Below are 26543 nucleotides of genomic sequence, written 5' to 3'. Positions count from 1 at the left end.
CATTTCATGGACATCAGGGACATCCTCAGGAAATCGCTTCTCTTTTCCGGCCTGGACGAGAACCACCTGGCCGAAGTGGCGGTCATTGCAGCCCGCCGCCCCTTTGCCCGGGGGGAAACCGTCTTTGCCGAAGGGGAGCCGGCAAACGGTTTTTACCTCCTGGCCCAGGGGAGCATGAAGCTCTGCAAGGTCTCGCCCGACGGCAAGGAGAAGGTCCTCCACTTCGTTCATCCCGGCGAAACCTTTGCCGAGGCTGCTTTCTTCGGCGACGGCAAGTACCCGGCCGAGGCCCGGGCCGTGGAGAAGGGGGAGGCGATCTTCTTCCCGCGCGAGGGCTTCATGGGGCTGCTGGAGCGCAATCCGCGCTTCTCCCTGAACCTGATCGTGTCGCTGTCTCTGATGCTGCGCCGCTTTGCCCGGCAGATCGAGGAACTCACCTTCGCGGAGGTGCCGGCGCGCCTGGCCGCCCACCTGGTGGAGCTGGCCGAGCGCAAGTCCACCTCGTTCCAGGGAACGACCTACCTGGATCTGGACATGAAAAAGGGGGAGCTGGCGTCACGCCTGGGCACGGTGAGCGAGACCCTGTCCCGTTCGTTCCGCAAGCTGAAGGAGGAGGGGCTCATCGAGGTGGACGGGAGCCGCGTGGTGATCTTCGACATGGAAAAGCTGAAGGCCGCTGCCGGGAGGCGCCCGGCCTGATCTGAGCCGCCGCACCCCGGCTGTGCCATCCATTAGCTCGCGGGATTGCCGCCGGGGATACGGGGCGGCTACTGTTCCGTTGGTACCCGCTTCCAGCGGTTATAGACCCAGAGCCACTGGTCCGGGTAGCGGACGATGTACGCCTCGATGGCGCGGTTGAGGAGCCTGGTGGTGGCGATGGGATCGCCGGCGGGGTCGGGTGCTATCTCGGGGAAGAATTCCAGCACGTGACGATTCCCCTCCCGCCTCCCGAATCCGGGGACCAGGGCCGCGCCGGTCTTGGCCGCCAGCAGGGCCGGCATGGTGGTGGTCCATGCCTTTCTTCCGAGAAACTCCACCAACTCACCCTCGCCGGGATGGACTGCCTGGTCCATGAGCAGGCCGATGGCCCCGTTCTTCCTCAAGCGGAAAAAGATCTGCCGTGCCGCGCCGTCGGCATAGATGATACTGTTGCCGTGCCGGTTGCGCAGCCGCTCCAGCAGCTTTGTCAGCGGCTCGTATTTCTGGCGGCGGGCCACCACGGCCATGCCGTCGGAATGGGTGCCGAAGGCGTGGGCCACGATCTCCCAGTTGTCGCAATGCCCCGTGATGAAGATGACCCCCTTGCCCCGCTCCTTTGCCCGCAGGTAGTGCTCCATTCCCCGCAGTTCCGTCCTCTCCACCAGGCCCTGTCCCTGGCCGTAGCAGAGCTTGATGATCTCCACGGCGGTCCGCCCCAGGTTGACGAAGGTGCGCCGGGCGATCTCCTCCGGCGTTCCCGCAGCCGGATCCCACCCTTCCATGGCCTGGAGTGCGGGGAGCGCGTTTCTGATGTTCGCGATGGTGTTCCGGCGCACCTTGCCCAGGAGCCGGAAGGCGAGAGCGCCGGCCGCTCCTCCGAGGGCCACGGCGGCCGGCGCGGGAAGCAGCAGTACCGGCAGGGTCGCGACGATGGCCGCCAAGACGCCCAGGTGCCACTTGAGACGTTTGCGTAATGGGAGAGTCGTGTTCACGGCCTATCTCATATCATACCCATCCCCCGGGACCAACCAAAATCATGCGGCTACAGGGCTGTCCTCTGTTGCGAAATGGCATTAGTGTACGCTAAAGAGCAGAAGGACGTTAACACCCGGAAATCAAATGGGTCTGGCGCCTGGAGCGGTATGCGGCGCCGCTATTTCACGTTTTCCCGCTCTGCGGGGGGTATCCTGCCGGGCAGCGGTGGAGAGGGAGGAGATACGTTTATTAATTGATATGTATGGTTATGGTGAAAGAAACAGAGAGGCCGATCACCGTGTGGAATAGAAAGTGCTAATAAACAGTTTTTGTTAGATTGAATACAGTGATTTAACGATGTTGTTTTTGTCAAGAGAGCGTTATGTTTCGATTGATCCGACGACGTTGTTTCGTTTGTGCGCTGGCGCGCCTATGGCCGGTGGTTATGCTCGTTGGGGCGTATCCCGCTCCGGCACGCGCCGATTACGAGGCGCGGGCGGCCAACCACATCCTGGTGCTCCATTCCTATCACCCCGGCTATCCGTGGGCTGATCAGGTCATGGCGGGAATCCAGGATGTGCTGTCGAATTCCTTCGAGCGGATTCACATGGATGTGGAATATCTCGACGTGAAGCGTCACCGGCAGTCCGCCCAGGTTTCCCGCATGTTTGACGCGGTGTTGCACCATAAGCTGCGGCAACGGTCGTTCAACCTGGTGATCGCATCCGGCAACGAGGCGCTCGACTACGCTCTCGCCAACCGCCGTGACCTGTTCCGCGGTGCGCCCATCGTATCCTGCGCAACCGTCGGCCCCGATCCGCTCCCCACCGCCTCTGACCGGCATACGGGCGTCAGGGCCGATCCCGATTGTGCGGGGGTCATCAGGCAGGCCCTGGCGCTTCATCCCGGCACGACCGGAATGATCGTCATCGGCGGCACCCGGGAGCTCACGGACCGCCTCAATGCCCAGCGCCTCATGGCGGTAAGCCAGGCATTCGCGGGACGGGTGACGTTCGATTTCTGGAACGACCTGTCGGCCGAGTCAATCATTGAGCGGCTGCAGTCTCCGGCGCGCGGCACCCTAATCCTCATCAACGGGTCGATCCGCGACCGCTCGGGAAATCTCCTCTCGTTCCATGAGCAGACAGGCCTGCTGCGGCAGGCGGGCCTTCCCCTCTACAGCTTCTGGAACGTCTTTCTCGGCGAGGGGACCGTGGGGGGGCCGTTCGTGGATGTGCGCGAGCAGGGGCGGCTTGCCGCGCGGGCGGCACTGCGGGTGCTCCATGGTGAGCCGGTGGCCGACATTCCTGTGGTGCAATCGGCCAGCTCCGTTCCCATCTTTGACTACGAGGAACTGCAGCGGCTGGGCATATCTCCCCGGCGCCTGCCGCCGAAGCACATCCTGGTCAACGGGCCCAAGCCGTTCTACAACCTGACCAAGTCCCAGTTTCTCTGGGCCGTCGCGATTCTGCTCGGCTCCCTGAGCATCACCCTGCTGCTCACCTGGAGCATCCTGCTCCGGCGCCGGGCCGAGCGCAGGCTGCGCCAGAGCGAGCAGAACTACCGGCAGCTATCCCGGCAGTTCGGGATCATCCTGGACGGCATCCCCGACAGTCTCACCCTGATTTCCCACGACATGAAGGTGGTCTGGTCCAACAAGGTGGCCGGCGAACCCTTTGGCGCGCCTCTGCGGACCGTGCCCGGCGAATACTGCTGCGAGATGCTCTACAACCGCACCACCCTCTGCGATAACTGCCCGGCGGTGAGGGCATTCGAGTCGGGCGAGAACGAGGAATCCACCATCACCACGCCCGACGGCAGGACCCTTGAGGTGAAGGCATTCCCGGTCAGGGAGGGATCGGAGATGGTGAGCCACGTCATCATGCTGGCCAGCGACATCTCCGACAAGGTCCGCCTGCTGGAGGAAACGGTCAGGACGAGCCGGCTCGCATCGCTGGGCGAGCTGGCCGCCGGCGTGGCCCACGAGATCAACAACCCCAATGCGGTGATCCTGCTCAACGTGGACCTGGTCAAAAAGGTGTGCCGGGAAGCAATCCCCCTGCTGCTGGATCGCGTTGACCGGCAGAGCGAGCTGGCGATCGGGGGGATCCCCTGGTCGGAAATGCGCGAGGAGCTGCCGCTCCTGCTGACGGAGATGGAGGAGGGCGCGGGCCGCATCAAGCGGATCGTGGATGACCTCAAGGACTTCGCCCGCGGCGACGGCGCCGACCAGTGCGAGCCTGTGGACCTGAACGAGGCGGTCCGGGCCTCGGTCCGCCTGGCGGGCAATGCCATCAAGAATGCCACCGACCATTTCGTGCTGGAGCTGGCCCCCGGCCTCCCTTCCTTCGAGGGAAGCATCCAGCGGATCGAACAGGTGGTGGTCAACCTGATCATGAACGCCTGCCAGTCCCTCCAGGACAAAACGAACGGGATCACCGTCAGCACCGGCTATGACCCTCTCCGTGGGGTCTGCACGGTTCAGGTGCGCGACGAGGGGCAGGGGATTCCCCCGGAGGTCCTTCCCCGCATCACCGATCCGTTCTTCACCACAAAGCGCGAAACCGGCGGCACGGGTCTCGGCCTGTCCATCTGCATGCGCATCGTCAGAAGCTATGGCGGAACGCTCGAATTCCAGTCCGCCCCGGGAGCCGGGACAACGGCTACCCTGTCCCTGCCTGCCGAAAAGGAGGTCATTGCCGCATGAGTCCGGAAAAGTATCCCCCCACGCCCATCCTGCTGGTGGACGATGAGGCTGCGTGGCTGCGCAGCCTGTCACTCACGCTGCGGGAGGCCACCGGCATCGATAACATCATCAGATGCTCCGACAGCAGACAGGTGATGGCTATCCTGCGCGGGACCGAGGTGAGCCTGATCCTGCTCGACCTGACCATGCCCTATTTTTCCGGCACAGAGTTGCTGCAGATGATCGGCCAGGAATACCCTGACATCCCGGTGATCGTCCTGAGCGGACTGAACCAGGTGGAAACGGCTGTGCGCTGCATGCAGTTGGGCGCCTTCGATTACTACGTGAAGACCGTTGAGAAGGAGCGCCTCATCACCGGCATCCAGCGGGCGTTCTCCATGCAGGAGATGCGCAACGAAAACCGCAGCCTCAAGGCGCGGTTCCTGGATGACCACCTGGCCCATCCGGATGCCTTTGCGGAAATCATGACCGCCAGCAAGAAGATGCGGGCCGTGTTCCAGTACTGCGAGGCCGTGGCCCAGAGCAGCGAGCCGATCCTGATCACCGGCGAAAGCGGGGTCGGCAAGGAGCTCATCGCCCGCGCCGTTCACCGCATCCGCTGCCCAGGTGGGCCCTGGGTGGCGGTGAACGCGGCGGGGCTCGACGATACAATCTTTGCCGACACCCTGTTCGGGCACGCCCGCGGCGCGTTCACCGGCGCCGAGCGCGACCGGCGTGGCATGATCGAGGAGGCTGCCGGCGGTACCCTCTTTCTGGACGAAATCGGGGACCTGAGCCACGTCTCCCAGGTGAAGCTGCTCCGGCTGCTCCAGGAGGGAGAGTTCTTTCCCATCGGTTCGGACACGCCCCGCAAGCTGCGGGCCAAGCTCGTGTTCGCCACCAATCACGACCTGAGCGGCAAGAGCGGTTCAAACGGGTTCCGCAAGGACCTCTACTATCGCCTCAACGCCCACCAGGTCCAGATACCACCCCTGCGGGAGCGGTTCGAGGATCTGCCGCTGCTTATCGATCATTTTCTCTCAGAGGCCGCCGAGGCTCTGGGAAAACGCAGCCCCACGCCACCCCGTGAGCTGGCCACGCTCCTGTCCATCTACTCTTTCCCGGGGAACATCCGCGAATTGCGGGCCATGATCTACGATGCGGTGAGCCGCCATCGCTCCCATGTCCTGTCCCTGGACAGCTTCAAGGAGAAGATCGGTTACAGCACTGACCTGCCGTCCCCGGCACCCGATACGGAGATCATTTTCCCCGAGCGGCTGCCGACCCTTGAGGAGGGCAGGCACAGGCTGGTCATGGAGGCGGTCCGGCGCGCCCGGGGCAACCAGACCCTGGCGGCGGCCATGCTCGGCATAACCCGGCAGGCCCTTGCCAAGCGGCTGAAGCAGTTTCCCGACGCCACTCCCGTTTCCCCCGTACGTGCCGCAGGGAGCGGGCGGGAGCGGGTGCTGCAGTTCTTTCCCGCCCATTGAACCGGCAGGTGGTGCTATGAAGCCGGTTGCCACCAGCCGTGGTAACTGAAGGGGACGTGATGGGTGAGCCGGACAAGGGCCAGGGGGCCGTCGGCGATCCTGTCGGCGTCAAGGATGGCCAGGGAGCTGGTGCGGGTATGGCTGTCATAGATCTCGACCAGGAGCCAGCCGGGGCCGCCCGCAGGAGTGCCGGGCCGCGGCGCGAAGACCGGCTCGGTGCAGTAGACGCCCCGGCCGAAGCTGTACTCGCCGGTGCGGCCGGTAACCGGGTCGAGCCCCATGACGATGGACCAGAAGAATTCGCCGGGCAGGCAGCGGAGCATGTACCCGTGCGGTGGGGGCGGCAACGGAGCCGCTCGTCGATGCGGGGCCACTCGCAGCTCCCCTGATGGAGCACCTCGCGGGCGACCGTTCCCCTGGTCGGCTCGATCCGGTAGCGCATGACCTCGCCGGGATAGGAGTAGGTTCCCCGCCGTCCCAGCATGACCGCAGTGATGACCGGATCGTTGCTGATAAAATGATCCGGGTTGCGGTACCCCACGAAGTCGGCAGTGATTCCCCCCCGTTCTTCCCACGCGTTGAAGGTGTGCCAGAGATAGCATGCCTCGGTTTCCACCAGGCGTGGCGGCGCCTCGCCGTCCCGCTCCACCACCATGAGGATCGTTCCCTGTTCGGGGCGCCAGCGGAGGGATTCGGCCATGCTCCGGATGCCGAGCAGGAAGGGCCAGTACGCGATTTCAACGGGGTGGAGGTGGAACACCACGTGACGCTCGGTCACGAACCAGTCGTGCATGTAGATCGTCCGGGGAAGCTCCAGGGCCCGGTGGCGGCGGAGGGTGCCGTCCGCGTTGAAGCTGGTCAGGTGGACAAAGGTGCGGGGGCCGTAGCGGATGCCGAAGTGGAGCCATTCTCCCGTGACCGGGTCGAACTTGCCGTGGGCCGAGTAGATGGTGAGGTCGCGCGGCAGGCCGAAGGTGGTTTCGCCTACGGTTTCCAGGGTGTCCGGGTCCAGTTCGTAGGGGAAAGATGATTCGTCGAAGGCGTAAAGCCGTCCCCGCCAGGGAAAGACCGTGATCCCGGCCTGGCTCAGGAGGCGCTCCGTGGGCCAGACGTTGGCCCATATCCCGCCGGGGGCCTGGGTGCTCCAGGTGGGATGGAGGAAACGGCCGGCAGCCTCCTCTTCAACGAATTTGCGGGTTCGCACGAAGCGGTTCGCATACCTGACCCCGCCATCGCCGAAGCGGAACGCCTGCACCATGCCGTCCCCGTCCAGGAGGGTCCGCTTGCGCATCCCCCCCCGGTCGAAGAGGGCCGGTCCGTTGCGGTAGAGGGTGCCCCGCAGCCCCGCGGGGATGGTCCCCTCTACCCGGGCTCCGTAGTCGTGCTCTTCCCGCAGCGACGTGGCAAGCCCCAGGTAGGGGCGGGCATCGTCGCCGAAGTCGGGGAAGACGTCCCGGCCAAAGGGGAGGCTCCGGGCGCAGCCGGCGAGCCCCAGGGCGATGCCGGCCAGCCCGGCGGTTTTGAAAAAGTTCCTTCTGTCCATGGCGTACCTACCGGTAGACCGACACCCCCAGCAGAAACTTGCTCGAATTCAGAGGCTCATTGGGTTCGGCGGTGCCGGCGTTGGAGACGTGATGATAGCGGTACTCGACCCCCAGGGCGGTGTCCGGCCGCACGAACCACTGGAGCCCCGTTCCCCCCTGATAGGAAAAATTGAGCCGCGTCCCCTGGGTGTCGAGTCCCAGGTCGTTGTAGAGGACGCCGCCGCCGGCGAAGACGTAGGGGGCCAGCCCCTCAAGGGCGGTGAATTTCCAGCTGCCCAGGAGGTAGCCGCCGGTCATGGTTCGTACGCGCGGGTCCAGGGTCAGGTGGAGCGGCACTTCCACCAGCAGCTCGTGGCGCCCCTGGAACCAATGGCCGATGCCCAGCTCTCCCGAGAGGAAGTGTCCGTAGCGCAGGATGGCATCCACCGTCTCCACCTGGGTGCGGGTGGCGCCGAACCCCCTGTGGGTGATACCATAGCCCCCCAGGATGGTGAACTCGCCGGATGCGGTCCGCACAGCCGGCTCTTCCCCATGCCCGGCACCTGCCGAAAGCATCTGGCCTGCCAAAAGGAGCAGGATCATCGCATAACGTTTCATGGACACCTCGCCGGCTTCGTGCCGCGGCGCTCTCACCATCTCTGCTTCATCTCGAAGGCAAGGATCTCCGGCAGGTGGCGCAGGAATCTGAGGATGCTGCCGGGAGACTTCCAGAGCATCTGCGTGTATCCCCAGTGGATGCGGGTCCGGCGGTAAAAGCGCCGGATGAATTCGTTGTAGAGCCCCTCCAACTGGTCCCGGCTCATCCCCGTAGGCACGAAGACGAAATTCATGCAGTTCATGAGGGGCCAGTTCTCGTCGAACTCCCCCTGTGCCCGGATGTCCCGGTAGATGGGCGCGCCGGGGAAAGGGGTGAATTTGGTCACGTTTATCTCGTCCAGGGGCAGCATCAAAGCATAATCGATGGTCCGGCGGATGGATTCCTCCGACTCGCCCGGCAGCCCCAGCATGAACAGCCCCTTCACCCGCATCCCGGCCCGGCGCACCATGGCCAGCTTGGTCTGCACCTCGTCGAGCCCGTAGTACTTCCGGTGCTTTTTGATCACCTCCGGGTCGCCGGACTCGATCCCGAAATTCACCTGCCAGCAGCCGGAGCGTTTCAGCAGCGCCAGCAGCTCGGCATCCACATGTTCGAGGCGGGCGATGCAGTTGTAGGTCACCGGCAGCCGCCGTGCCTCCTTCAACTGGCAGAAGCGGGCCACGCGGCCCCGGTCGGCGGTGAAAAGATCGTCGTAGAAAAAGACGTGGCGAATGCCGAAGTCCCGGTTGAGGTAGGCCAGGTGCTCCACGATGTACTCGGGCGAGTTGAAGCGGAAGCCCCGGCTGAAGACCGATCGGTCGCAGTAGGAGCACTGGTAGGGACATCCGCGGCTCGAAATGACACTGGTGTTGGGGGCCTTGGGGTAGCTGAACAGGGGCAGGGCATAGCGCCGGGGGAAGTCCGGAAGCCGGTGGTAGGCCGGGAAGGGGAGGGTGTCAAGGTCGGCGATGAGCTCCCGGGCCGCAGAGAGGGTGCCGACGCCGTCACGGCGGTAGCCGACGCCGGGAATTTTCTCCACGTTGCGAAAACTTGCGGCAGCAAGTTCGTACAGGGTCTGTTCCCCTTCGCCCAGGACCAGGTAGTCGATGGCCGGGAACCGGTCCAGGAGGCTCACCCCCACCGAACAGGCATGGGCGCCGCCGAAGATCACCGGGGTGTCCGGGAGCCTCTCCTTGAGCCCTTCGGCCAGGGCGTACCCTTCGAGAAACGACGAGGTGGTACAGGAAAACCCGACCGCGTCGGGTCGCCGGCGGACGATCTCATCCACCAGGCCCTGTCCCCGGTGGCCGGTGCCGTAACAGTCGATGATCTCCACCTCCATGCCCCGCGCCTCCAGAAACGCGGCGATGCTCAACATTCCCAGGGGGGGCATGAGGTTGAAGATGGCGGTGATGTCGTTGCCGGCACCCATCCAGTTGCTGCCGTGGGGGTGAACGAAGAGGATGCGCACGTGGTCCTCGGGACGCCGGTCGGCGTCGGTCAGGTTGTTTCGTACATTCAAGAGTAGAGAGCAGTCAGGCCTCTGTCAACAGCTCTCTGCGGCAGGGCGGGAACGTGTTCGTCGTCGTCCGCTTGAAAAGGCGGACGTGGCGGTCATGGGGCGGTTGTTGCCCAACGGTTTGTATTTCATGCCAAAACAATGGTTTCTGCCCGTTCATGGATCGGGCTGCACGGTTATACGGCGTAGTTATGCATAATCCAGCATCACGCGATAATGCAATGATTGTCTATAAGGAAATGAATATTTTTGGACAATTAGATTGCATTTATGTATAAAAGATAATCTTGGCCGTATTGGAACGCAAGATGCTTGGTAGCGTTTAATGCATTGCTGTGCATGGGCACGCTTGTTGATCGTCGCGTAACCCTTTGGTGCGCATGAGGGAGGCGAACGGCCCGCATGGGGCGTCGGCTACCCGATGGAAAGGAGAGATGCCCGTTCCGCACTACTGCGGGCACGATATCTGTTCCGGCTTGGCCGGAGAGCGTTTCAACCGGAACAGAACGAACTTCACAGGAGGAGAAAGGGAATGAAACACAAGAACATCGCACACGTATCCGCCATGACCATTGGCATGCTGTTCGCCGCCGGCGCGGCCCACGCCGTGTCCGTCAGCCACACCACAACTCACGTGTTCAAAAAGGAAGACATCCAGTGCGGCCGGGGCATCATCGGCTCCACCTGTCTCGGCAATCCCGTGGTGGAGGGAGGGCTCACCTACTACGGCATCGATTCGGTCTACGGCTGGTACGTGAAGGACTTCGACCCCTCGGCGCTCAAGCCCAAACCCCGTGACGGCGTGTATGACGACGGTCGCGTCGCCGACATCCTGGACGGTACCGGCAAGGTCATCGGCATCAAGGTCCAGAACAACGAAACCGGCAACTGGAAGACCGGGCCCATCGGCGGCGAATGGGCGAAGGGGCTCGGTGCTCTCAAGGCCAAGGCAGCCACCGAGAAGTATGTGGTCATGGACCACCTCATGCGCGACCCTGCCGATCCGAATCCTCTCCAGGAAGGGATCGACTACAATAAACGCATGAAAGATGATGGCAAGTACCTGTACTTCTGGGGAAACTACAACCAGGAGCCGACCCCGGTCTACATCTATGCCGCGTTGCCGTTGCCGGACACGTGGAAGGTGGCCGGAGCCAACTACAAGGTCACCTCGGCCAAGCTCGTGGTTGATCACGACATCACCAACAGCCCCAACGACCAGATCCGCCCCGAGGATTTCGAAAACGAGAATGCCACCGGCATCCTGCCCCAATACACCACCTGCCCCACCGCGCCGGCCCTGGCACCGGCGGCATGCTCCGGGCTCCCCGCCGGCACCTGGGTGTCTGCGGTCGATTCCCAGGAGGGGGGCGACCTCGAACCGCTGCCCGCCGGCACGGTGCTCAAGGCGTTCAATCCGGCCACCGGGCTTTTCGAGTACACCAATGCCTGGTATACGACCCTTGACCGCGACCCCTTTGGCGGGCCCAACCCCCGCTATCGCCTCAAGTCCAGCAAGTTCGGCCAGGACCTGCCGGGGGTGGAAATCCCCCAGTACAAGGTGGGTACCCCCACCACGACAACCATCGACCTGCTGAGCATCAAGGATCCCGTTACCGGACTGCCGGTCCTGGCGGATTCGAAAAACTGGCACAATTTCCTGGACGAGCATACCGACATCTTCGGCAACTACGATCCGTTTGACGGTTATTCCATGGAAGACTGCCCCCTCACCCGGGACCTGGACCTGATGCTCTACATCAAGGGCGAGGTGGGCAAGCCGACCGTGGTCCGCAGCGCCCAACTGCTGGTCACCTATGAGGATCCCGACGGCGTGGTGGTGCCGTCGATCGATCTTGCCGTCACTGCTGTGTCCATACCGACCAGAGCGAGCAAAAATTCTGTCCAAATCCTGAAGGTTACGGTGGACAACCTGCCGGTGGGCGTTGCCTCCGGCAGCCTGACCCTGGTGGGCAAGGATTCCAGGGGTGGAGTCGTGGGCAACTTCTCCCAGACCATCACAACGCCGGCCGATAACAGTGCTGCGGTCTACAGCTTCGTCTGGACCGCTCCCTCCTACGGGACCACGGTCACGTGGGAAGCGAAAGTGACCAGCGACAAGGACATCAACGGCGCCAACAACCTGAAGACCGCTTCGACCGTGGTCAGAAGGTAGTCCGGTACCCCTCTGCAGTGGGGCGCCCACGCTTGCCACCTATCGGGAAATACCCCTGAGCGACCTGCGGAGAGACATCCCTCTCTTTTTCGATCCCGCCCTGCGGATCACCCGCACCGAACTGGGAAAGGAGCGGCTGGACGGGCGGGATGCCGTGAAATGCGCCGCGGAGATAATCCAGAACGGCACCACCTTCAAGGGATACCTCTGGGAGGCGGTCCCGCCGCTGCCGGTTCCGCTACGGTGGGAGGATGAACGTGGTGCGGTCGTTTCCTGGGAACAGGTCGTCCCGGGGCCGGTTCCGCCGGGGCAGTTCGAGATTCCCGGCGGCTACAGGGCCGTTGCCGCGCCGGAGATGGTCCGGACCGAAACGCCCCCCCCCCGGGAAAAGGCCCGGATTAGCCGGAAACCTTCACCTTTTCCAGGCTCAGCAGAGCCGCCTTGCGATCGAGCCCACCCGCATAGCCGGTAAGGGAACCGTCCGCCCCCACCACCCGGTGGCAAGGATGATGATATCGATGGGGTTCCGGCCCACGGCGCTCCCCACCGCCCGGGCCGAGGTGGCGCGCCCTTCCCTGCCTTGGGCCATGCGGATGGCCAGGGCGCCGTAGGTGGTGGTCGTTCCCCGGGGGATGGTGCGTAAAAGTTTCCAGACCGCCATCTGAAACGGGGTCCCCTCGGGAGCCAGCGGGAGGTTGAACTCCCGCAGCCGGCCGGCGAAATAGGCATCAAGTTGCCGACGTAGTTCCACAAAAAGGGGATGATCCGGGTCATACACCCGATCTCCGGCATCCTCAGGCACGTACTTTTGATCCGTGAACCAGAGCCCCCTCAGGTGGTCCCCCTCCGCCAGGGCCACCATGTCGCCCAGGGGTGTCCGGATGGTGCAGTACCGTTTCATCGTGGCGCCTCCTTAAATCCGTGGCCGGTAACTTTACTACCTGTTGCAACGCAGGCCGCGAACGCCTCTGCTTTACTACTGTTTGCCTTTAGGCTTTTAGATTCCATCAACAGTCCTCCAAGGTACACAGCAATTCTAATCATTATAACAGCCGGATTCCTCTTTTTGGTCAGGCCCCAGATTTATTAAGTCGGATCCCATGCAACAAGCATTTCTATTTATTCATGCTTTTGTTCTGGGTTAAATATTAATAATTTTGTATCAAGGCGAGCCCTATGAGCATTAGGCAATTGATAGGTGTAAATGGCACAAGAAGACATATGAGAGATTTGCACTATCTCAGGCGTCGTTACAACGTCACCGGTATAAAAGCGGCTTGATGACGGTGTCGGCTATTATCGATTTGTACCATAGAAGCAGCAAGGATCTTTGCTGTAACAGTTAGATGCCAGGGCAGGCTACAGAGTGCCTGTGTAAATGTTAAAGCGGCACTTTCACGCTATCATCGGCGCGCGTTGTGGTTGTCAGGCCGGCTGGCTACCCAGTAGGAGCGGGTTATTTCCCTTGTCAACGTTAACTATAAGTGGTAATTTGCTGCCCAAAGTTTTAATTGTCAATTGGAGCGATATGTTAAAGGGGCTAGGCAGATTGCCTGGCCCCTTTTTTCATCCGGAGCCAGTCGGGCACTCCCGCCAGGAGACTGGCCGGGCGCATGGTAATAGGGTAATGCCTTCATTGAAAAAAAAGCCCGTTCGTGACGATGCCTATTGGATGGAAAAGGCAATTCGGGAGGCCGCAAAGGCCTCGGCCCGTGACGAAGTTCCTATCGGGGCCGTTATCGTGCGCAACGGTGCGGTGATTGGCAGGGGGTACAACCTCCGCGAGGGTAGCAACGATCCCTCCGCCCATGCCGAAATGATCGCCATCCGGCAGGCTGCCCGCAGGTCGGCAAACTGGCGTCTGACGGGCGCAACTCTGTACGTGACGCTGGAGCCGTGCCTCATGTGCATGGGGGCCATTATCCTCGCCCGGCTCGAACGGGTCGTTTTCGGCTGTTATGACCCCAAGGGCGGCGCCGCCGGGTCTCTTTATGATCTCTCGTCGGACCCGCGCTTGAATCATCAGGTAAGGTTGACCCCCGGCGTCTGCCGGGAAGAATGCGCAACGATGTTGAGTGATTTCTTCCGTGACCTTCGCCGCAGGAAAAAAACCAAGACCACCCCTGTGCTTTTCACCGATGAAAGGAAGGTGCCACCAGAGCCTTGAGTTTTTTTTGTAAATGAGATATAAACGACCCGCATTCCATGTAGGATCCAGCAATGCTTACGGAGAGATGGCCGAGTGGTCGAAGGCGGCAGACTCGAAATCTGTTGTACCGCTTGCGGTACCTAGGGTTCGAATCCCTATCTCTCCGCCATACCAAAAGGGGCAGCCGGTGAACGGCCTGCCCCTTTTTCTTTGCAGTAACAGCATGATTACCTCAAGGCGGCCAATGCAGATACATTGACAGTTGCAGCCCGATTGCTAAACTTTCAGGAACTATCCGTCCGGACCGGCAAATTCCCTTGCGGGAGGTGCTACCAATGCTCATCAGGGTCCGATATGCGAACGACACCTATGATATGCTCAAAGCATGGCGACTTCAGGAGTATCTGGATGATGACAGGGTCGTTGCCTTCCTCCGTTCCGACGGCTGGGCAGTGGTGGGACGGGATCCGCTCAGACGGAGCATGGGCAGGGGGTATCCGGGTCCCGAGCGACGGCGTATGGAGAACAGCCTGCACCGGGCTGCCTGAACGTACAGCATGGGGACCGGTGCCCGCCTTGTGCGGGTTCCGGTCTTTTTGCCTCCAGGGGAGGGTATGGTGGTGAGCGATGAGCAACGGCCTGTCTACGAACTGCAGAAGGAGCTCGACATCCTGAGGGAAAACTACCTCGCCGGAGCGCCTGCCGAGCATGCGGCAGTGATTCAACGCGCTGTCACCGAACTGGTGCTGTCGGGGATAGTAGAGCATGCTGCAGCGGTTGGCGATCGGGCGCAGGACTTCACCCTGCCCAATGCGGTGGGCCAAAAGATCCGCCTCTCCGAGGTGACGGCAAAGGCGGCGGCGGTGGTGACGTTTTACCGGGGGGCGTGGTGACCGTACTGCAGCCTGCAGTTGCGGGCCTATCAAGCCGTATTGCCGCGGATTCGGGAGTTGGGGGGCGAACTCCTGGCCATTTCACCCCAGACTCCGGACAGGTCTCAGGCGACGTTACTCAAGAATTTTTTACAGTACGAGGTGTTGAGCGACGTGAGCAATGCAGTCGCCCGTAGTTTTGGTCTCGTGTATCCGCTGGGCGAAGAAATGCGTCGCATCTACCTCGGGTTCGGAGTGAACCTTGCCGATTACAACGGCGACGAATCCTGGGAGTTGCCGCTCCCCGGCACGTTCGTCATTGATGGGACCATGACCATCCGGCATTCCTTCGTGGATGCCGATTACACCCGGCGCCTCGAACCGGCGACGATACTCGACGTGCTGGAGCGGATCCGCCAGGGGAGAGGGCGCGATGATAACCAGGCTTCTTGAGGGGAATCGGCGCTTCGTTGCCGAGGTCTTCGAAAGGGAGCGCGAGGCCTTTGCGACCCTTGCCCGGGGGCAGCACCCGACAGTCCTCTGGATCGGTTGCTCCGACTCGCGGGTGCCGGTCAACACCATCACCCAGACCAAGGCGGGAGAAGTCTTTGTCCACCGTAACGTGGGGAACGTGGTGTCGGTCAATGACTGGAACCTTTCGGCGGTGCTCGAATTCTCGATCAACCATCTGTGCATCCCCGATATCGTGATCTGCGGCCACTACGGCTGCGGCGGCATTCAGGCCCTGGACGAGGAGCGGGCTGACGACAAGTACATCCCCATCTGGCTCATCAATGCCTACAAGGCCAAGGAACGGGTCGACGAAAGGATCCGGGCGCTCCATGTCGGACTCGCTCCTGAACAGCGCATGAAGCTCATCGTGGAGGAAAATGTCCGCCTCCAGTTGGAACACCTGCGCGAATATCCCTTTGTCCGTACTGCCATGCGCCAGGGCAGACTGAGCATCCATGGCTGGATTTACGACATGGAGAGCGGCGAAATCAAGATTCTGTCCACTGAACAGTCCGGGGAGGGGGGGTCAGCTTCGCCCCGGGCCGCGGAGTATTGTCCACTCCCGTAGGCGCGTCGCAAAGGCGTCTTGCCGTTCCCACCGAGGAAGCGCTGTCCCGGCTGCCGGCATCGCCGGAAGAGTGGCGGTATGGTTGGAGAGGAGGTTGCGTGAAGAGTCATGTCTGGCGTCCCCTCTATGTTGCGCTCGGCGTTGCCGGCGCCTTGCTCCTGGCGCGCAGCTTCCTGGTGCCGGATGATTTCGGGGTGCATGAGCAAGGGTACATGTACGGCTGGCACCGCAAGGGGAACGAAAACGAGTGGAAGCAGGTCTCCGTCAAGTACCGGACCAAGGCCTACTGTGCCGGGTGTCATGCTGCCAAGGTCGCCGGTATCGATCGCTCTCCCCATGGCGTCATTCCCTGCGAGGATTGTCACGGGCCTGCCCTGGGGCACCCCAAGGACCCGCCGACCCTGACCATCGACCACAGCCGCCGGCTGTGCCTCCGCTGCCACGCAAAGCTCGTGACGCCGTCCAGCGGCAGATCGCAGATTCGCGGCATTGATCCCGATACGCACAACTCCCAGGCCGAATGCCGGCTCTGTCACGATCCCCACCACCCCAATCTGGAGGAGTTGAAGCGCCATGAATAGACGTGAGTTTCTGAGGCGGAGCATGGTGGTCGTTGCGGGACTGGCGGCGCCGGCGGCGGTCCTTGAGCTGGTCGACCCGGAAAGGCTGCTGGCGGCACGGCCGGAGTTGCGCTGGGCCTTTCTGGTTGATACCTACAAATGCGTGGGGTGCGGTTTCTGTGTCAAGGCGTGCAAGGTGGAGAACGATATCCCCTATGAAGCCAACGTGACCCGCACGTGGGTCGAGCGTTACGTGGTGAAAAGGGATGGGGAGGTTCTCATCGATTCGCCCCGCGGGGCCCGCGACGGTTTCACCGACAGGAGAATCGAGGTCGGTACGGGAAAACTCCGGGACGTGGGGGACGAAGATGTGGAAAAGGCCTTTTTTGTCCCCAAGCTCTGCAATCAGTGCGACAACCCGCCCTGCGTCCAGGTCTGCCCCGTGGGGGCCACCTACAAGACCGCCGACGGTGTCGTGCTCGTGGACCGCTCATGGTGCATCGGCTGCGGCTACTGCATCATGGGCTGTCCGTATGGGGTCCGTTTCTTCCACCCCGTGTACAAGGTGGCGGAGAAGTGCACCTTCTGTTACCACCGGATCTCCCGGGGGATGACGTCGGCGTGCGTCGACGCCTGTCCGTTCGGAGCCCGCCGGATCGGCAATCTTCGCGACCCCAATGACCCGATCACCAGGACCATCATGACCGGGCGGGTCGGTATCCTCAAAGAGGAGTACGGAACCAAGCCTCAGGTCTACTATGTGGGGCTCTCCAGGGAGGTACGCTAGCCATGGTGCACGGGGAGGCATGGACCGTCAAGGAGCTGTTCGTCTATCCCAACGAGTACATCTACTGGACCATCCAGATCGTCATGTACCCGTTCCTGACCGGCCTTGTGGCCGGCGCCTTCGTGCTCTCGTCACTCTACCATGTGTTCGGGGTCAAGCAGTTGAAGGACATTGCCCGCTTTTCGCTCGTCTTTTCCTTCGCGCTCCTCCCCTGCGCGCCCCTGCCGCTTCTGCTGCACCTGCAACAGCCGCTACGCAACCATCATGTCCTCATGACGCCGCACTTCACGTCGGCCATCGCCGCTTTCGGCATCGTCTTCCTCACCTACGGGATGATCGTCGCCTCGGAACTCTGGTTCGTCTACCGGGGGTATTTCGCCGTCACGGCCCGACAACTGAAGGAACAACGGGAGCGCACCCGGGCGGAAACCATCCGGATGCGCCTCTATTCGGTGCTGGTGCTGGGTGCCTGGGACGTGAGCCACCATGCCCTGGAGCAGGATGAAAAGGCCGTTAAGATATTGGCGGCAGTGGGCATTCCCGTGGCCTGCTTCCTTCACGGCTACGCGGGATTCATCTTCGGCTCCGTGAAGGCCAACGCCCTCTGGATGACTCCGCTCATGCCGGTCATTTTCATCTGCTCCGCCGTGGTGTCGGGGATCGCGCTCTGTATCCTGACCTACATTGCCACCATGGAGCTGCGCAAGTCCGTCGCGGTCTGGCGGCGAAGGGACAACCCGGGACTGCCGACCCCGGCGGAACTGGGAGGGGTGGAAGCCAACGTGGTGAGGATGACCTCCCGGTATCTCATCATGTTCCTCATTCTGGCCATCACTCTGGAGTTGCTGGACCTCATCTTCCGGGGCTACACGGCGGTCAAGTCGTGGGATATCCTGCGCAGCGTCATCTACGGCAAGGATTTTGTCGCCATCTTCGTGTTCCAGTATGGCCTCGGCAACCTTGTGCCATTCATTCTGTTCCTCCTGCCCGGGCTCACCGTGCGCCGGGCGGTCGTGGGCACGCTGCTGGTACTGTTCGGCGTCTTTATGATGCGGTGGAACGTGGTCATCGGCGGTCAGGCCTTTTCCGCCTCATTTGCCGGCTTCATGCATTATCATCTGCCGATCGTTCCCCATGATCTGGAGACGTTCAAGGAAGGGCTGTTCGGAGCGCTGACGGTTGGGGTGGTGCCCTTTGCTCTGTTCTGGCTTCTTTCCCGGATTTTCCCGGTGTTCGGGTCAGACGAGAACCACTGACGATGCGCTCCGGGCGAAAAAAAGGGCGGCCTTGAGCCGCCCTCCAGAAGGAGAGAACAGGATGTCCGCATCATCGGGCAGAGGAGGGAAGCGATGATGTCTCCCGTTCGATAATCTCGATAATCTCGCGATAAATGGCGATCATCACGCCGATCTCGCGCCACTTCTTTGCAACCATCCGGAGCAGTGACCAGGCGTGCACCACGGTCCCCGACAGGATGAAAATACCGGCCAACCGGGTTTCTTCTTCATTGAGCATGACGCACGAGACGATTCCCATTACGACCATGGAGCAAACCAAGCAAGCTCGGGCCCCTTGAAGGGGTTCTCCATGAGGGTCAGGAAGTCGACGTAGTAGCGGGTCAGCCCCTTTACCTTGCGCAGAAACTCGCCCGCCTCGTCCCCCGCATATTTGAGATAGGCATAGGACAGGAAACGTTCCGCAGCGCTCTTTTTTCCCTTCTCCATCCGCTCGTGCACGTATTTATCGATGGCTTCGTCGATCACTGTAGTGTCCATGGTCCCTCCCGCGGGGTATGGCGTATTCTTGCGGGGCATGCCGGGTAGCCAGGAAACCGGAGCGTTGGCCTGCCCCGGTGGTTGACTGTCGATTGTTGGTTACCCCTCGCCCGGAATGCCGTGGCTGTCTTGGTAATATTCATAAAACGTGCCATCGAACAGTCTTTGCGGGGTGCTCCGATGAATCTCCTTGCGGCTCCGGGATCCCGGAGTCGTGTATATAATTTTACTACAGATTTCAATGGGTGCATTGTGTCTAAATTGTTTGCACATTGTATCAAGTTGGGAGGGGACGGTACGCGTGCCGGCAGTCGGATCGGGAGAGGGGCGGAAATTTCGCATTACTGCGAGCAGGTTGGACAAAATGCGAGGAGCATAAGGGGTGTTCCGGACAAAATAAGAGGGGACGGCAGTAGCCGTCCCCTCTTATTTTGTGACGAGCATGTCGTCGCGTCAGTTGAAAAAGAGTCTGACACCGAAGGTGCCGGCAACGCCGCTGGGGTCAAAATTGCCCGATTTGCCCCCCGGTGCGTCGATGTCCACTTCGGGAGCCACGACCCCCCTTACCTCGGCATTCAGGACAAGGTGCTTGGTCAGAAAGTAATCAAGTCCGCCGCAGAGGTGAACGCCGACGGTGGTGTCCACATCGGCCCCGCCCGGGCGATCGTAATCGCTGAGGAGGATGTCGATGCCTCCCCCTGCATAGGGAGAGAGCTTCGGCTGCGGGGTATCGAAGCGGTACTGGACTCCCAGGGCGATGTTGGTAATCGAGAAATCACCCTGGTCAAGGCCGGACACCAACTCTGAACCGAACTTGGTATGGGTCACGTCGATCTCTGCCGCCAGGTTGTTCGTCACCCCGTAGATCAGCCCGCCACCGCCGAGGAAGCCGGCGTCGGTTTCCAGTTTGTAGTTGTCGAAGTCGCTGTCGCCGGGCAGGTAAAAGCCGATCTTGCCGGTGATCCCGAGGCGGCCTTTGATGTTTTCCGCCAAAGCGGTTCCGCTGCCGGCAGCGACGGTCAGAGTCAGGCAGAGCAGGGCAATAAGTCGTTTCATGTCGAGAAACCTCCGTGTCGTGATCGCGACGCCGTTTGGCGTCGGTAGTTGTCAGGCCATTTCCACGACGGCCTTGACCGCCTTTTCGATCCCTTCCGCCGCTTCCGAGATGCGGTTGGCGAGCATGTAGGCGGGCGTGGTGACGATTTTGTTTTCCCGGTCAATGACGAACTCGGCAACCGGGCAGGATATGTGCTCACTGCCTGTTGCCGCAATGGCGGCGGCGGTGCCGGCATCGGTGCCTATGGTCACCTTCGGCTTGTAGTCGCGGCCGAGGGTGGCGGCGATGAGGGCCGGGGCGATGCAGATGGCGCCGATGGGTTTTTTTGCCACGGCCATCTCGCGGATGAGGCGGGCCACCTCCGGGTGGATGGTGGCGGCCGCCCCTTTTTCGGCAAAGGTGCACAGGTTTTTTGCCGCGCCGTAACCGCCGGGGAAGATAACGGCATCGAGCTCCGCAGCCGACACATCCTTCACGTCCCTGATTTTGCCCCGGGCGATCCGCGCAGCCTCCACAAGCGCGTTGCGGGTGGCGCCGGTTTCCTGGGAGGTGAGGTGGTTCACCTCGCGAAACTCCATGCCCGGGGCCATGCAGACCGCCTCGGCACCGTTGCGGTCGATGGCGAGGAGCGTCAGGACCGCCTCGTGGATCTCGCTACCGTCATAGACGCCGCAGCCGGAAAGAACAACACCGATCTTTTTCATGGGCTCCTCCTTCGTTGTCGTGGAATCGTAATGATGCCGGACGATATTCTGTGGGTGCAGCTTAAAGCGGCACTAATTGTAATCATTCCCCGTATCTTCCGCAAGCGCGATCGTCACGGCCCGCTCGTAGGCGGTGAGCGGGAAGGGGATGAGATCGCGAATTCGGCTTTCGCGGCAGATGACCTCGTTTTTCAACCCCTCGATGAGCGGGATGGCGATAGAGGGGCGTACCGGCGTGACAAGACCCACCCAGTAGGACGAAAGTCTGGGAGTCAGCAGCGGCACTGACAGGATCATGGTGAATGTTTTCTCAACCCCTGCGAGTCGTTCCATCATCTCCCGATAGGTGAGGATGTCGGGACCGCCGATATCGAAGGTTTCGCCCGTGGTCCGCTCGTCCTCCAGGCAGCCGGTCAGGTAGCGGATGACGTCTCCCACGGCAATGGGCTGGCAGCGCGTGGAGACCCACCGGGGAGTGATCATGACCGGCAGGCGCTCCACCAGTGCCCGGATCATCTCGAAGGAAGCGCCGCCGGCGCCGATGATGATGGCTGCCCGCAGGAACGTGGTGCGGAACGAGCCCCGCCCCAGAATGGCGGCCACTTCGAGGCGGCTCGCCAAGTGCTCCGACAGGTGGTCGCCCGTCTCGCCGAGCCCCCCGAGGTAGATGGCCCGCCTCAGGCCCGCCCGGTTGCCCGCGGCTACAAAATTCTCCGCCGCCTCCCGGTCCCGCCGCTCAAACCCGGCCCGGCCGCCTGCCATGGAATGAACCAGGTAGAAGGCGGTGTCAACCCCTGCCAGGGCGGCATCGAGCCTTCGCGGGTAAGGATGTCGCCCACCACCCGCTCTGCCCCGTGGGGAAGCGGGGCATCGGGCCGCCGGACGAGACAGCGCACCCGGTGGCCGCCGGCCAGCAGGGCCGACACGAGCCTCTTGCCGATAAATCCGGTTGCACCGGTGACCAATACGATCCCTTCTCCGGGGTTCATAATTCCTCCTGGGCAGATGGCGGCGGAAATCTATCTATCAATTGTACACGCTTCTGCCGTAAGACAAGGGCCGGCGGCTGTGGTATGGTTGTGGCGGGAGGGGGCGATGAGCAATACGGAAGGTCTGTTCACGAGAGAGATAGCCTGCCAGCAGATCCTCATGGAGGATTCCTCTGTATTCTCGGTCCAGTGGACGACGGTACCCTCAGACCTCCGTCCGCGGCTTTCCGCTGAGTTTCTCCTTGAGCGGTACCTTGCCTACATCCGGCGCTTCACGCTTACCCTGATCCGGCCGGTTGTCGCGGCGGACGGCATCGCCTTCCGCCTGGCCGGCACGGGCCGGAGCCTGATTCTCTTTACCCCGCCGATACGACAGGAGGGCCCCGGCCATGAGGCGCTCACCCTCCGCATCTGCGGCGGATTCCTGGTTCAGGCCCGCCAGTGCGATCGCGGAGAGCTTTCGTTCATGCTGGATGACGACGCTTCCGGTGTGCGTCTCACCCTGCGGCTGACCGACTACTGCCCCCTGCTGCTCGGGAGCAGTGAGCCGTCGCGGCTTCGGAAATGGCTCTATCGCTTCACGCAGGCTTACATCCACAAAGTGGTGACGGTCCGCTTCCTGGCGCGGGTGTATGCTGACCTGGCCGGGAGCGGGGGGTGCGTGCGGGTGGTCAGGGCGCGGGTCCGTGACGGGGAGGAGTTGTAGTGTCCCCGGCGGACCCGGTTGCAAAGCGGATGGCCCGTGCTAGGCTTTTTTCGTCAGTACCGAACCCGAGGGAGGGACGCCATGAAAGAGCAGGACCGCACAGCGGTATGCAACCGCACTGAACGCAAGGAAGAGAATGTCAGGGTACGGAACGTGAAGACCGGCGAGATCGGCTTCACCTTCGGCTGCACCGAGGAGGGGGGGACCATTCAGGTTCGGCTGCAGAACGGCCAGTTGGACAGTTGGGTTGCTGCCGACTGCGAGGAAGTGCCCGAGTAGGGGAGTGCCGTGGAAGGACGAAAGTGCAAGCGGCTGTCGGTGGAGGTGGGGTGCTGGCTCGTGGAAATGGACGGAGCCACCTGCCTCTACACCTTTGATCTGTCGGACGAGGGGGTAGCGGTCATTACGGAGGACCCGCTGCCGGTGGGGCGCAGCGTTATCCTTCAGTTTTTCACCCCCCGCTCGGCCAGTGCCGTGACCCTGAAGGCCCAGGTGGTCTGGAGCCGCCTGGAGCCGGAAGGAGCCATGGGCCTGCGGTTCGTGGAGCTGGATGCCCAGGGCCGGGAGACGTTGCGTGAGTTCGTGCGACTGCTGCTGGAGCAGCGGCAGCGGGAACGGCCCGCGCCTTAGGCGTTCGGCCGGACCGGGTCAGTCCCGGGTATAGAGAACCGCCACCGCCCGAGCCCGTTCCTCTCCCACCGACACGTAGCCGTGGGGCTCCGAGGAATCGTAGTAGATGCTGTCCCCCGGCAGGAGCCGCATGACATCGCTGCCGTAGTGGAATTCCAGCTCTCCGTCGAGCAGGTAGATGAACTCGAAGCCGTCGTGCCGGTAGAAGAAGCTGTCGCTCCAGTCGGTCAGTTCGAACTCCACCAGGAACGGTTCCATGGGCTTGTGCCTGATACCCGGGGCCAGGGACCGATAGATGTAGCCATGGGGCGCGTCGTTGCCTGAGCGGCGTCGGGTCGGCTGCTGCTGAGCTGCCCGGGTCAGCACCACTTTCTGCTGGTCTTCTTCCTCTTCGAAGAAGTAGTGGATGCCCACCTTCAGTCCCTTGGATATCTTGAGCAACGTGGCAATGGGAGGGGTGACCTGATCGTTTTCGATCTGGGAAAGAAGGGGTTTCGAGAGGCCCGAGAGCTCGGACAGTTCCTGGAGGGTGAGCCGTCGCTCCTGACGGAGCTTTCTGATCTTGGCGCCGAGCCGCAATTCCTTGATCTGGGATTTGATGTCGTCCACGGTGAACTCCTCTCCTGCCCGTTATAGGTCAACTCCCGCGGGAGCGTCAAGTGCTAATCCGAATGGCCGTGGGGCGCGGCTCGGCGCCGAAAGGGCGTTGACATCCCCGGGCATATTGGCTACTCTTTCAAAGGTTTAGAGCGATCAGCTCCCATGAACCGGTATGAGCGAGGTTCTTTGCATGTTCGTCCGTCGTCTGCTCCTGATATCGCTGCTCTTTGTCACAACGCTCACCGCCTGCACGAAGAAGGAAGAAAAGCTCTTCTATGAGTCGGGCCGTGCCGACGCGCCGGTCAAGGAGGTGCCCAGGGACATCCTTGCCACCCAGCAGGCCTTCGTCGAGCTGGTCAAGAAGGTGACCCCGTCGGTCGTGAACATCTCCACCGTCAGCCGGAGAAAGATCGAGCAGCCCTTCTTCGAGTTTTCCCCCTTTTTCAATGATTTCTTCGACAGCCGCCCCCGGTTCCGGCGTGAGCAGAGCCTCGGCTCTGGCTTCATCATCAACCGGGAAGGTACATCGTCACCAATGACCACGTGGTGCGCGACGCCGAAAGCATCAAGGTCAAGCTCTCCAATGAGAACGTCTACGACGGCCGCATCGTCGGCAGCGACCCCAAGACCGACATCGCGGTCATCAAGATCGACTCGCGGGAGGAACTTCCCGTGGCGGTCCTGGGCGATTCGGACAAGCTCCAGGTGGGGCAGTGGGCGGTGGCCATCGGCAACCCCTTCGGCCTGGACCGGACCGTGACCGTCGGCGTGGTGTCGGCCACCGGCCGCTCCAACATGGGGATAGAGACCTATGAGGACTTCATCCAGACCGATGCCTCCATCAACCCGGGCAATTCGGGAGGGCCGCTGCTGAACGTCCACGGCGAGGTGATCGGCATCAACACCGCCATCGTGGCCGCCGGCCAGGGGATCGGCTTTGCCATCCCGGTCAACATGGCCAAGCAGATCGTCACCCAGCTCATCACCAAGGGCAAGGTCACCCGCGGCTGGCTCGGCGTCACCATCCAGCCGGTCACCGACGACCTTGCCAAGGAATTCGGCCTGAAAAAGGCCCAGGGCGTCCTGGTGAGCGACGTGGTGGCAGGGAGCCCGGCGGCAACTGCCGGCATCCGGCAGGGGGACATCATCCTCAGGTTCGCCGGCAAGGAGATCAAGGATGCCCAGCACCTCCAGCGGGTGGTGGGCGACACGGCGCCGGGGACAAAGGTACCGGTGGTAGTCTTCCGGGACGGGAAAGAGGTTCAGCTCTCCCTGGCGACGGCCAGCTCCGACAGTGCCCAGGCACGGCAGGCGCGGCCCCAGGGAGGGGCGCCCGACACCCTTGGCCTTGCCGTGGAGGAACTTCCCCGCGAATATCGGCAGGAAGGTTTCGCCGGCGTCCTGGTGGTCCAGGTGGACGATGGGAGCGCCGCCGGCGAGGCGGGCATCCGGGAGGGGGACGTGATCGTGGCGGTGAACCGGCGTCCCGTGGCGAACCTGGCAGAGTACGACCGCGCCATGCGCGAGGCGGCCCGGCGCGGTTCGGTAGTGCTTCTGGTGCGCCGTGGCGACGCGAGCATCTATTTCTCCCTCAGGCTCAGGTAGCGGACTTCCGGCTCATGGGCCAGCCAACGACAGAGGACATACCATGACAATGATCGACAATCCCGACCAGGCCCGCCGCCTCGCCCGCGCCATCATCTCGGACATTGCCATCTACAACCGGGAAAAGGTCGAGCAGGGGATCAAGAACGACACCATCTTCGATCTGCTGGCCGAAGAGATCGAGGAGGGGCGCCAGCATTTCGCCTCGCGGGTGGCGCCTGAACTGGCGGGAACCGGCATTTTCGACCTGGCCCTGGTTGATGTCCTGATCAAGCGGGCGGGCAAGATCGAGTCGGCCATCTGGTAGGGGCGGAAAAGCGGGAAAGGGTTCGGACGGGGGCACGGCCGGCGGTCGCGCCCCCGTCCTGTTCAGGGGCGGAAAGGATCAGGGGTGGAGAGACAAGGGGAGCGATACGATCTGTCGGTGCCGACGGAAGGTGAAGCGGAACGGCTCGACCAGTTCGTGGCCCGCTCGGTCCAGGGAATAACCCGTTCGGCGGCCCAGCGCCTCATCGAAGAGGGGCGGGTGACGGTGGACGATCGCGTCGAGAAGCCGTCTCTCAAGCTCCGGGGTGGCGAGCGGGTGGTGGTGACGGTGCCGCCGCCGGCCCCCGCAGTGCCTGAAGCGGAAGAGATCCCGCTGGTCGTCCTCCACGAAGATGGCGACGTGATTGTGGTCCACAAGCCGGCGGGCATGGTGGTCCACCCGGCCGCGGGAAATCCCGGCGGAACCCTGGTCAACGCCCTTCTGGCCCACTGTACGGATCTCTCGGGCATTGGCGGCGAGATTCGTCCCGGCATCGTCCATCGCATCGACAAGGATACCTCGGGCATCCTGGTGGTGGCCAAGAACGACCGGGCCCACGAATCGCTCTCCCGGCAGTTCCACGACCACACGGTCAAGAGGGTCTACCTGGCTCTGGTCTACGGCTCGCCCCGCGAGGACAAGGGACGGATCGAGGGGGCCATCGGCCGGCATCCCACGGACCGGAAGAAGATGTCGGGCACGGCGCGCCACGGCAAACACGCGGTCACCCACTGGCGGGTGGCCGCCCGGTTCACCGGCGTGACGCTGCTGCGGCTCCGGCTGGAAACGGGGCGTACCCACCAGATCCGGGTGCACATGGCCGAGGCCGGGTTTCCCCTGGTGGGGGACGAGGTCTATGGGGGCGCCGGCCGGATCAACAATCTCAGGGACCCGGTCCTGCGCAAACTCATCCGGGAACTGGGACGTCAGGCACTGCACGCCAAAACCCTTGGTTTCGTCCACCCGGTCACGGGGGAGTTCCTGGAGTTCGACACTGAGCTGCCCGAGGATATGGCGCGGATTATCGATTATCTGGAACGACAAGGAGCCTGATC

The 26543-nt window shown here is 62.4% G+C and carries 21 protein-coding genes, 1 tRNA gene and 6 pseudogenes; 18 read left to right on the top strand and 10 right to left on the bottom strand.

Annotated elements, in window-relative coordinates; all coding sequences use genetic code 11:
• Window positions 1-6 precede the first annotated feature (6 nt).
• Window positions 7-699, top strand: coding sequence for a Crp/Fnr family transcriptional regulator (locus A2G06_16165; protein ANA41509.1), 693 nt, complete (start codon window positions 7-9; stop codon window positions 697-699).
• Between the two features lie 68 nt (window positions 700-767).
• Here A2G06_16165 and A2G06_16160 read toward each other — a convergent pair whose 3' ends face one another.
• The gene (locus tag A2G06_16160; protein ID ANA41508.1) at window positions 768-1691 is read right to left on the bottom strand and encodes a lipid A biosynthesis acyltransferase; all 924 of its coding nucleotides are present in this window, start codon (window positions 1689-1691) and stop codon (window positions 768-770) included.
• A gap of 365 nt (window positions 1692-2056) precedes the next feature.
• On the opposite strand from A2G06_16160, the gene A2G06_16155 reads away from it, so the two are divergent.
• Window positions 2057-4381 carry a histidine kinase gene (locus tag A2G06_16155; protein ID ANA41507.1) on the top strand — a complete coding sequence of 775 codons (2325 nt, stop codon included), beginning with the start codon at window positions 2057-2059 and terminating at the stop codon, window positions 4379-4381.
• The gene (locus A2G06_16150) at window positions 4378-5850 is read left to right on the top strand and encodes a two-component system response regulator (protein ANA41506.1); all 1473 of its coding nucleotides are present in this window, start codon (window positions 4378-4380) and stop codon (window positions 5848-5850) included. Before A2G06_16155 ends, A2G06_16150 begins: the two co-directional genes overlap by 4 nt.
• A gap of 14 nt (window positions 5851-5864) precedes the next feature.
• Here A2G06_16150 and A2G06_16145 read toward each other — a convergent pair.
• The 3 genes and pseudogenes from A2G06_16145 to A2G06_16135 form a co-directional block, all read right to left on the bottom strand.
• Window positions 5865-7393 (bottom strand): annotated as a pseudogene (locus A2G06_16145) (dioxygenase).
• 7 nt (window positions 7394-7400) lie between these two features.
• On the bottom strand, window positions 7401-7991 hold the full coding sequence (locus A2G06_16140; protein ID ANA41723.1) for a lipid A 3-O-deacylase: 591 nt from the start codon (window positions 7989-7991) through the stop codon (window positions 7401-7403).
• Window positions 7992-8023: 32 nt separating this feature from the next.
• Window positions 8024-9442, bottom strand: a complete 1419-nt coding sequence (locus A2G06_16135; GenBank protein ANA41722.1) for a B12-binding domain-containing radical SAM protein — start codon at window positions 9440-9442, stop codon at window positions 8024-8026.
• A 580-nt stretch (window positions 9443-10022) separates the two neighbouring features.
• On the opposite strand from A2G06_16135, the gene A2G06_16130 reads away from it, so the two are divergent.
• The gene (locus A2G06_16130; protein ID ANA41505.1) at window positions 10023-11666 is read left to right on the top strand and encodes a hypothetical protein; all 1644 of its coding nucleotides are present in this window, start codon (window positions 10023-10025) and stop codon (window positions 11664-11666) included.
• 398 nt (window positions 11667-12064) lie between these two features.
• On the opposite strand, the pseudogene A2G06_16125 reads toward A2G06_16130, so the two are convergent.
• Window positions 12065-12567, bottom strand: a pseudogene (locus A2G06_16125) (cysteine methyltransferase).
• 726 nt (window positions 12568-13293) lie between these two features.
• On the opposite strand from A2G06_16125, the gene A2G06_16120 reads away from it, so the two are divergent.
• The 8 genes and pseudogenes from A2G06_16120 (at window position 13294) to A2G06_16085 (ending at window position 18371) form a co-directional block, all read left to right on the top strand.
• Entirely contained in the window at window positions 13294-13833 is a 540-nt protein-coding gene (locus A2G06_16120) for a tRNA-specific adenosine deaminase (GenBank protein ANA41504.1), read from the top strand.
• A 61-nt stretch (window positions 13834-13894) separates the two neighbouring features.
• Window positions 13895-13984: transfer RNA gene (locus A2G06_16115), tRNA-Ser, on the top strand.
• 166 nt (window positions 13985-14150) lie between these two features.
• The gene (locus tag A2G06_16110; protein ANA41503.1) at window positions 14151-14363 is read left to right on the top strand and encodes a hypothetical protein; all 213 of its coding nucleotides are present in this window, start codon (window positions 14151-14153) and stop codon (window positions 14361-14363) included.
• 66 nt (window positions 14364-14429) lie between these two features.
• A pseudogene (locus tag A2G06_16105) lies at window positions 14430-15140 on the top strand (alkyl hydroperoxide reductase).
• Window positions 15121-15768 (top strand): carbonic anhydrase, encoded by a 648-nt coding sequence (locus A2G06_16100; GenBank protein ANA41502.1) that lies wholly within the window; start codon window positions 15121-15123, stop codon window positions 15766-15768. Before A2G06_16105 ends, A2G06_16100 begins: the two are co-directional and overlap by 20 nt.
• 98 nt (window positions 15769-15866) lie before the next feature.
• The gene (locus A2G06_16095) at window positions 15867-16349 is read left to right on the top strand and encodes a cytochrome C (protein ID ANA41501.1); all 483 of its coding nucleotides are present in this window, start codon (window positions 15867-15869) and stop codon (window positions 16347-16349) included.
• Window positions 16342-17115: a 4Fe-4S ferredoxin gene (locus A2G06_16090; GenBank protein ANA41500.1), complete on the top strand. Its 774-nt coding sequence runs from the start codon at window positions 16342-16344 to the stop codon at window positions 17113-17115. Before A2G06_16095 ends, A2G06_16090 begins: the two co-directional genes overlap by 8 nt.
• Window positions 17116-17117: 2 nt before the next feature.
• Window positions 17118-18371, top strand: coding sequence for an oxidoreductase (locus A2G06_16085; GenBank protein ANA41499.1), 1254 nt, complete (start codon window positions 17118-17120; stop codon window positions 18369-18371).
• A gap of 70 nt (window positions 18372-18441) precedes the next feature.
• Here A2G06_16085 and A2G06_16080 read toward each other — a convergent pair.
• The 4 genes and pseudogenes from A2G06_16080 to A2G06_16065 form a co-directional block, all read right to left on the bottom strand.
• A pseudogene (locus A2G06_16080) lies at window positions 18442-18890 on the bottom strand (hypothetical protein).
• 453 nt (window positions 18891-19343) lie between these two features.
• Window positions 19344-19946 carry a hypothetical protein gene (locus A2G06_16075; protein ID ANA41498.1) on the bottom strand — a complete coding sequence of 201 codons (603 nt, stop codon included), beginning with the start codon at window positions 19944-19946 and terminating at the stop codon, window positions 19344-19346.
• Between the two features lie 51 nt (window positions 19947-19997).
• A complete protein-coding gene (locus tag A2G06_16070) occupies window positions 19998-20651 on the bottom strand; it encodes an isoprenoid biosynthesis protein (GenBank protein ID ANA41497.1) in 654 nt (217 codons plus the stop codon).
• A gap of 72 nt (window positions 20652-20723) precedes the next feature.
• A pseudogene (locus A2G06_16065) lies at window positions 20724-21640 on the bottom strand (NADH-binding protein).
• 106 nt (window positions 21641-21746) lie between these two features.
• Here A2G06_16065 and A2G06_16060 point away from each other — a divergent pair.
• From A2G06_16060 to A2G06_16050, 3 genes are all read left to right on the top strand, one after another.
• Window positions 21747-22346 (top strand): hypothetical protein, encoded by a 600-nt coding sequence (locus A2G06_16060; protein ANA41496.1) that lies wholly within the window; start codon window positions 21747-21749, stop codon window positions 22344-22346.
• Window positions 22347-22427: 81 nt separating this feature from the next.
• Entirely contained in the window at window positions 22428-22625 is a 198-nt protein-coding gene (locus tag A2G06_16055; GenBank protein ANA41495.1) for a hypothetical protein, read from the top strand.
• A 9-nt stretch (window positions 22626-22634) separates the two neighbouring features.
• Window positions 22635-22976: a pilus assembly protein PilZ gene (locus tag A2G06_16050; protein ID ANA41494.1), complete on the top strand. Its 342-nt coding sequence runs from the start codon at window positions 22635-22637 to the stop codon at window positions 22974-22976.
• A gap of 18 nt (window positions 22977-22994) precedes the next feature.
• Here the strand turns inward: A2G06_16050 and A2G06_16045 are convergent, their stop codons facing one another.
• Window positions 22995-23585: a Cro/Cl family transcriptional regulator gene (locus A2G06_16045; protein ID ANA41493.1), complete on the bottom strand. Its 591-nt coding sequence runs from the start codon at window positions 23583-23585 to the stop codon at window positions 22995-22997.
• 181 nt (window positions 23586-23766) lie between these two features.
• On the opposite strand from A2G06_16045, the pseudogene A2G06_16040 reads away from it, so the two are divergent.
• The 3 genes and pseudogenes from A2G06_16040 (at window position 23767) to A2G06_16030 (ending at window position 26541) form a co-directional block, all read left to right on the top strand.
• Window positions 23767-25181 (top strand): annotated as a pseudogene (locus A2G06_16040) (peptidase).
• A 43-nt stretch (window positions 25182-25224) separates the two neighbouring features.
• Window positions 25225-25488 (top strand): hypothetical protein, encoded by a 264-nt coding sequence (locus A2G06_16035; GenBank protein ID ANA41492.1) that lies wholly within the window; start codon window positions 25225-25227, stop codon window positions 25486-25488.
• 84 nt (window positions 25489-25572) lie between these two features.
• Window positions 25573-26541, top strand: a complete 969-nt coding sequence (locus A2G06_16030; GenBank protein ID ANA41491.1) for an RNA pseudouridine synthase — start codon at window positions 25573-25575, stop codon at window positions 26539-26541.
• Window positions 26542-26543: the final 2 nt, after the last annotated feature.

Source organism: Geobacter anodireducens (assembly GCA_001628815.1).
Classification (GTDB): domain Bacteria; phylum Desulfobacterota; class Desulfuromonadia; order Geobacterales; family Geobacteraceae; genus Geobacter; species Geobacter anodireducens.
This window is presented reverse-complemented; position numbering and strand designations above follow the sequence as displayed.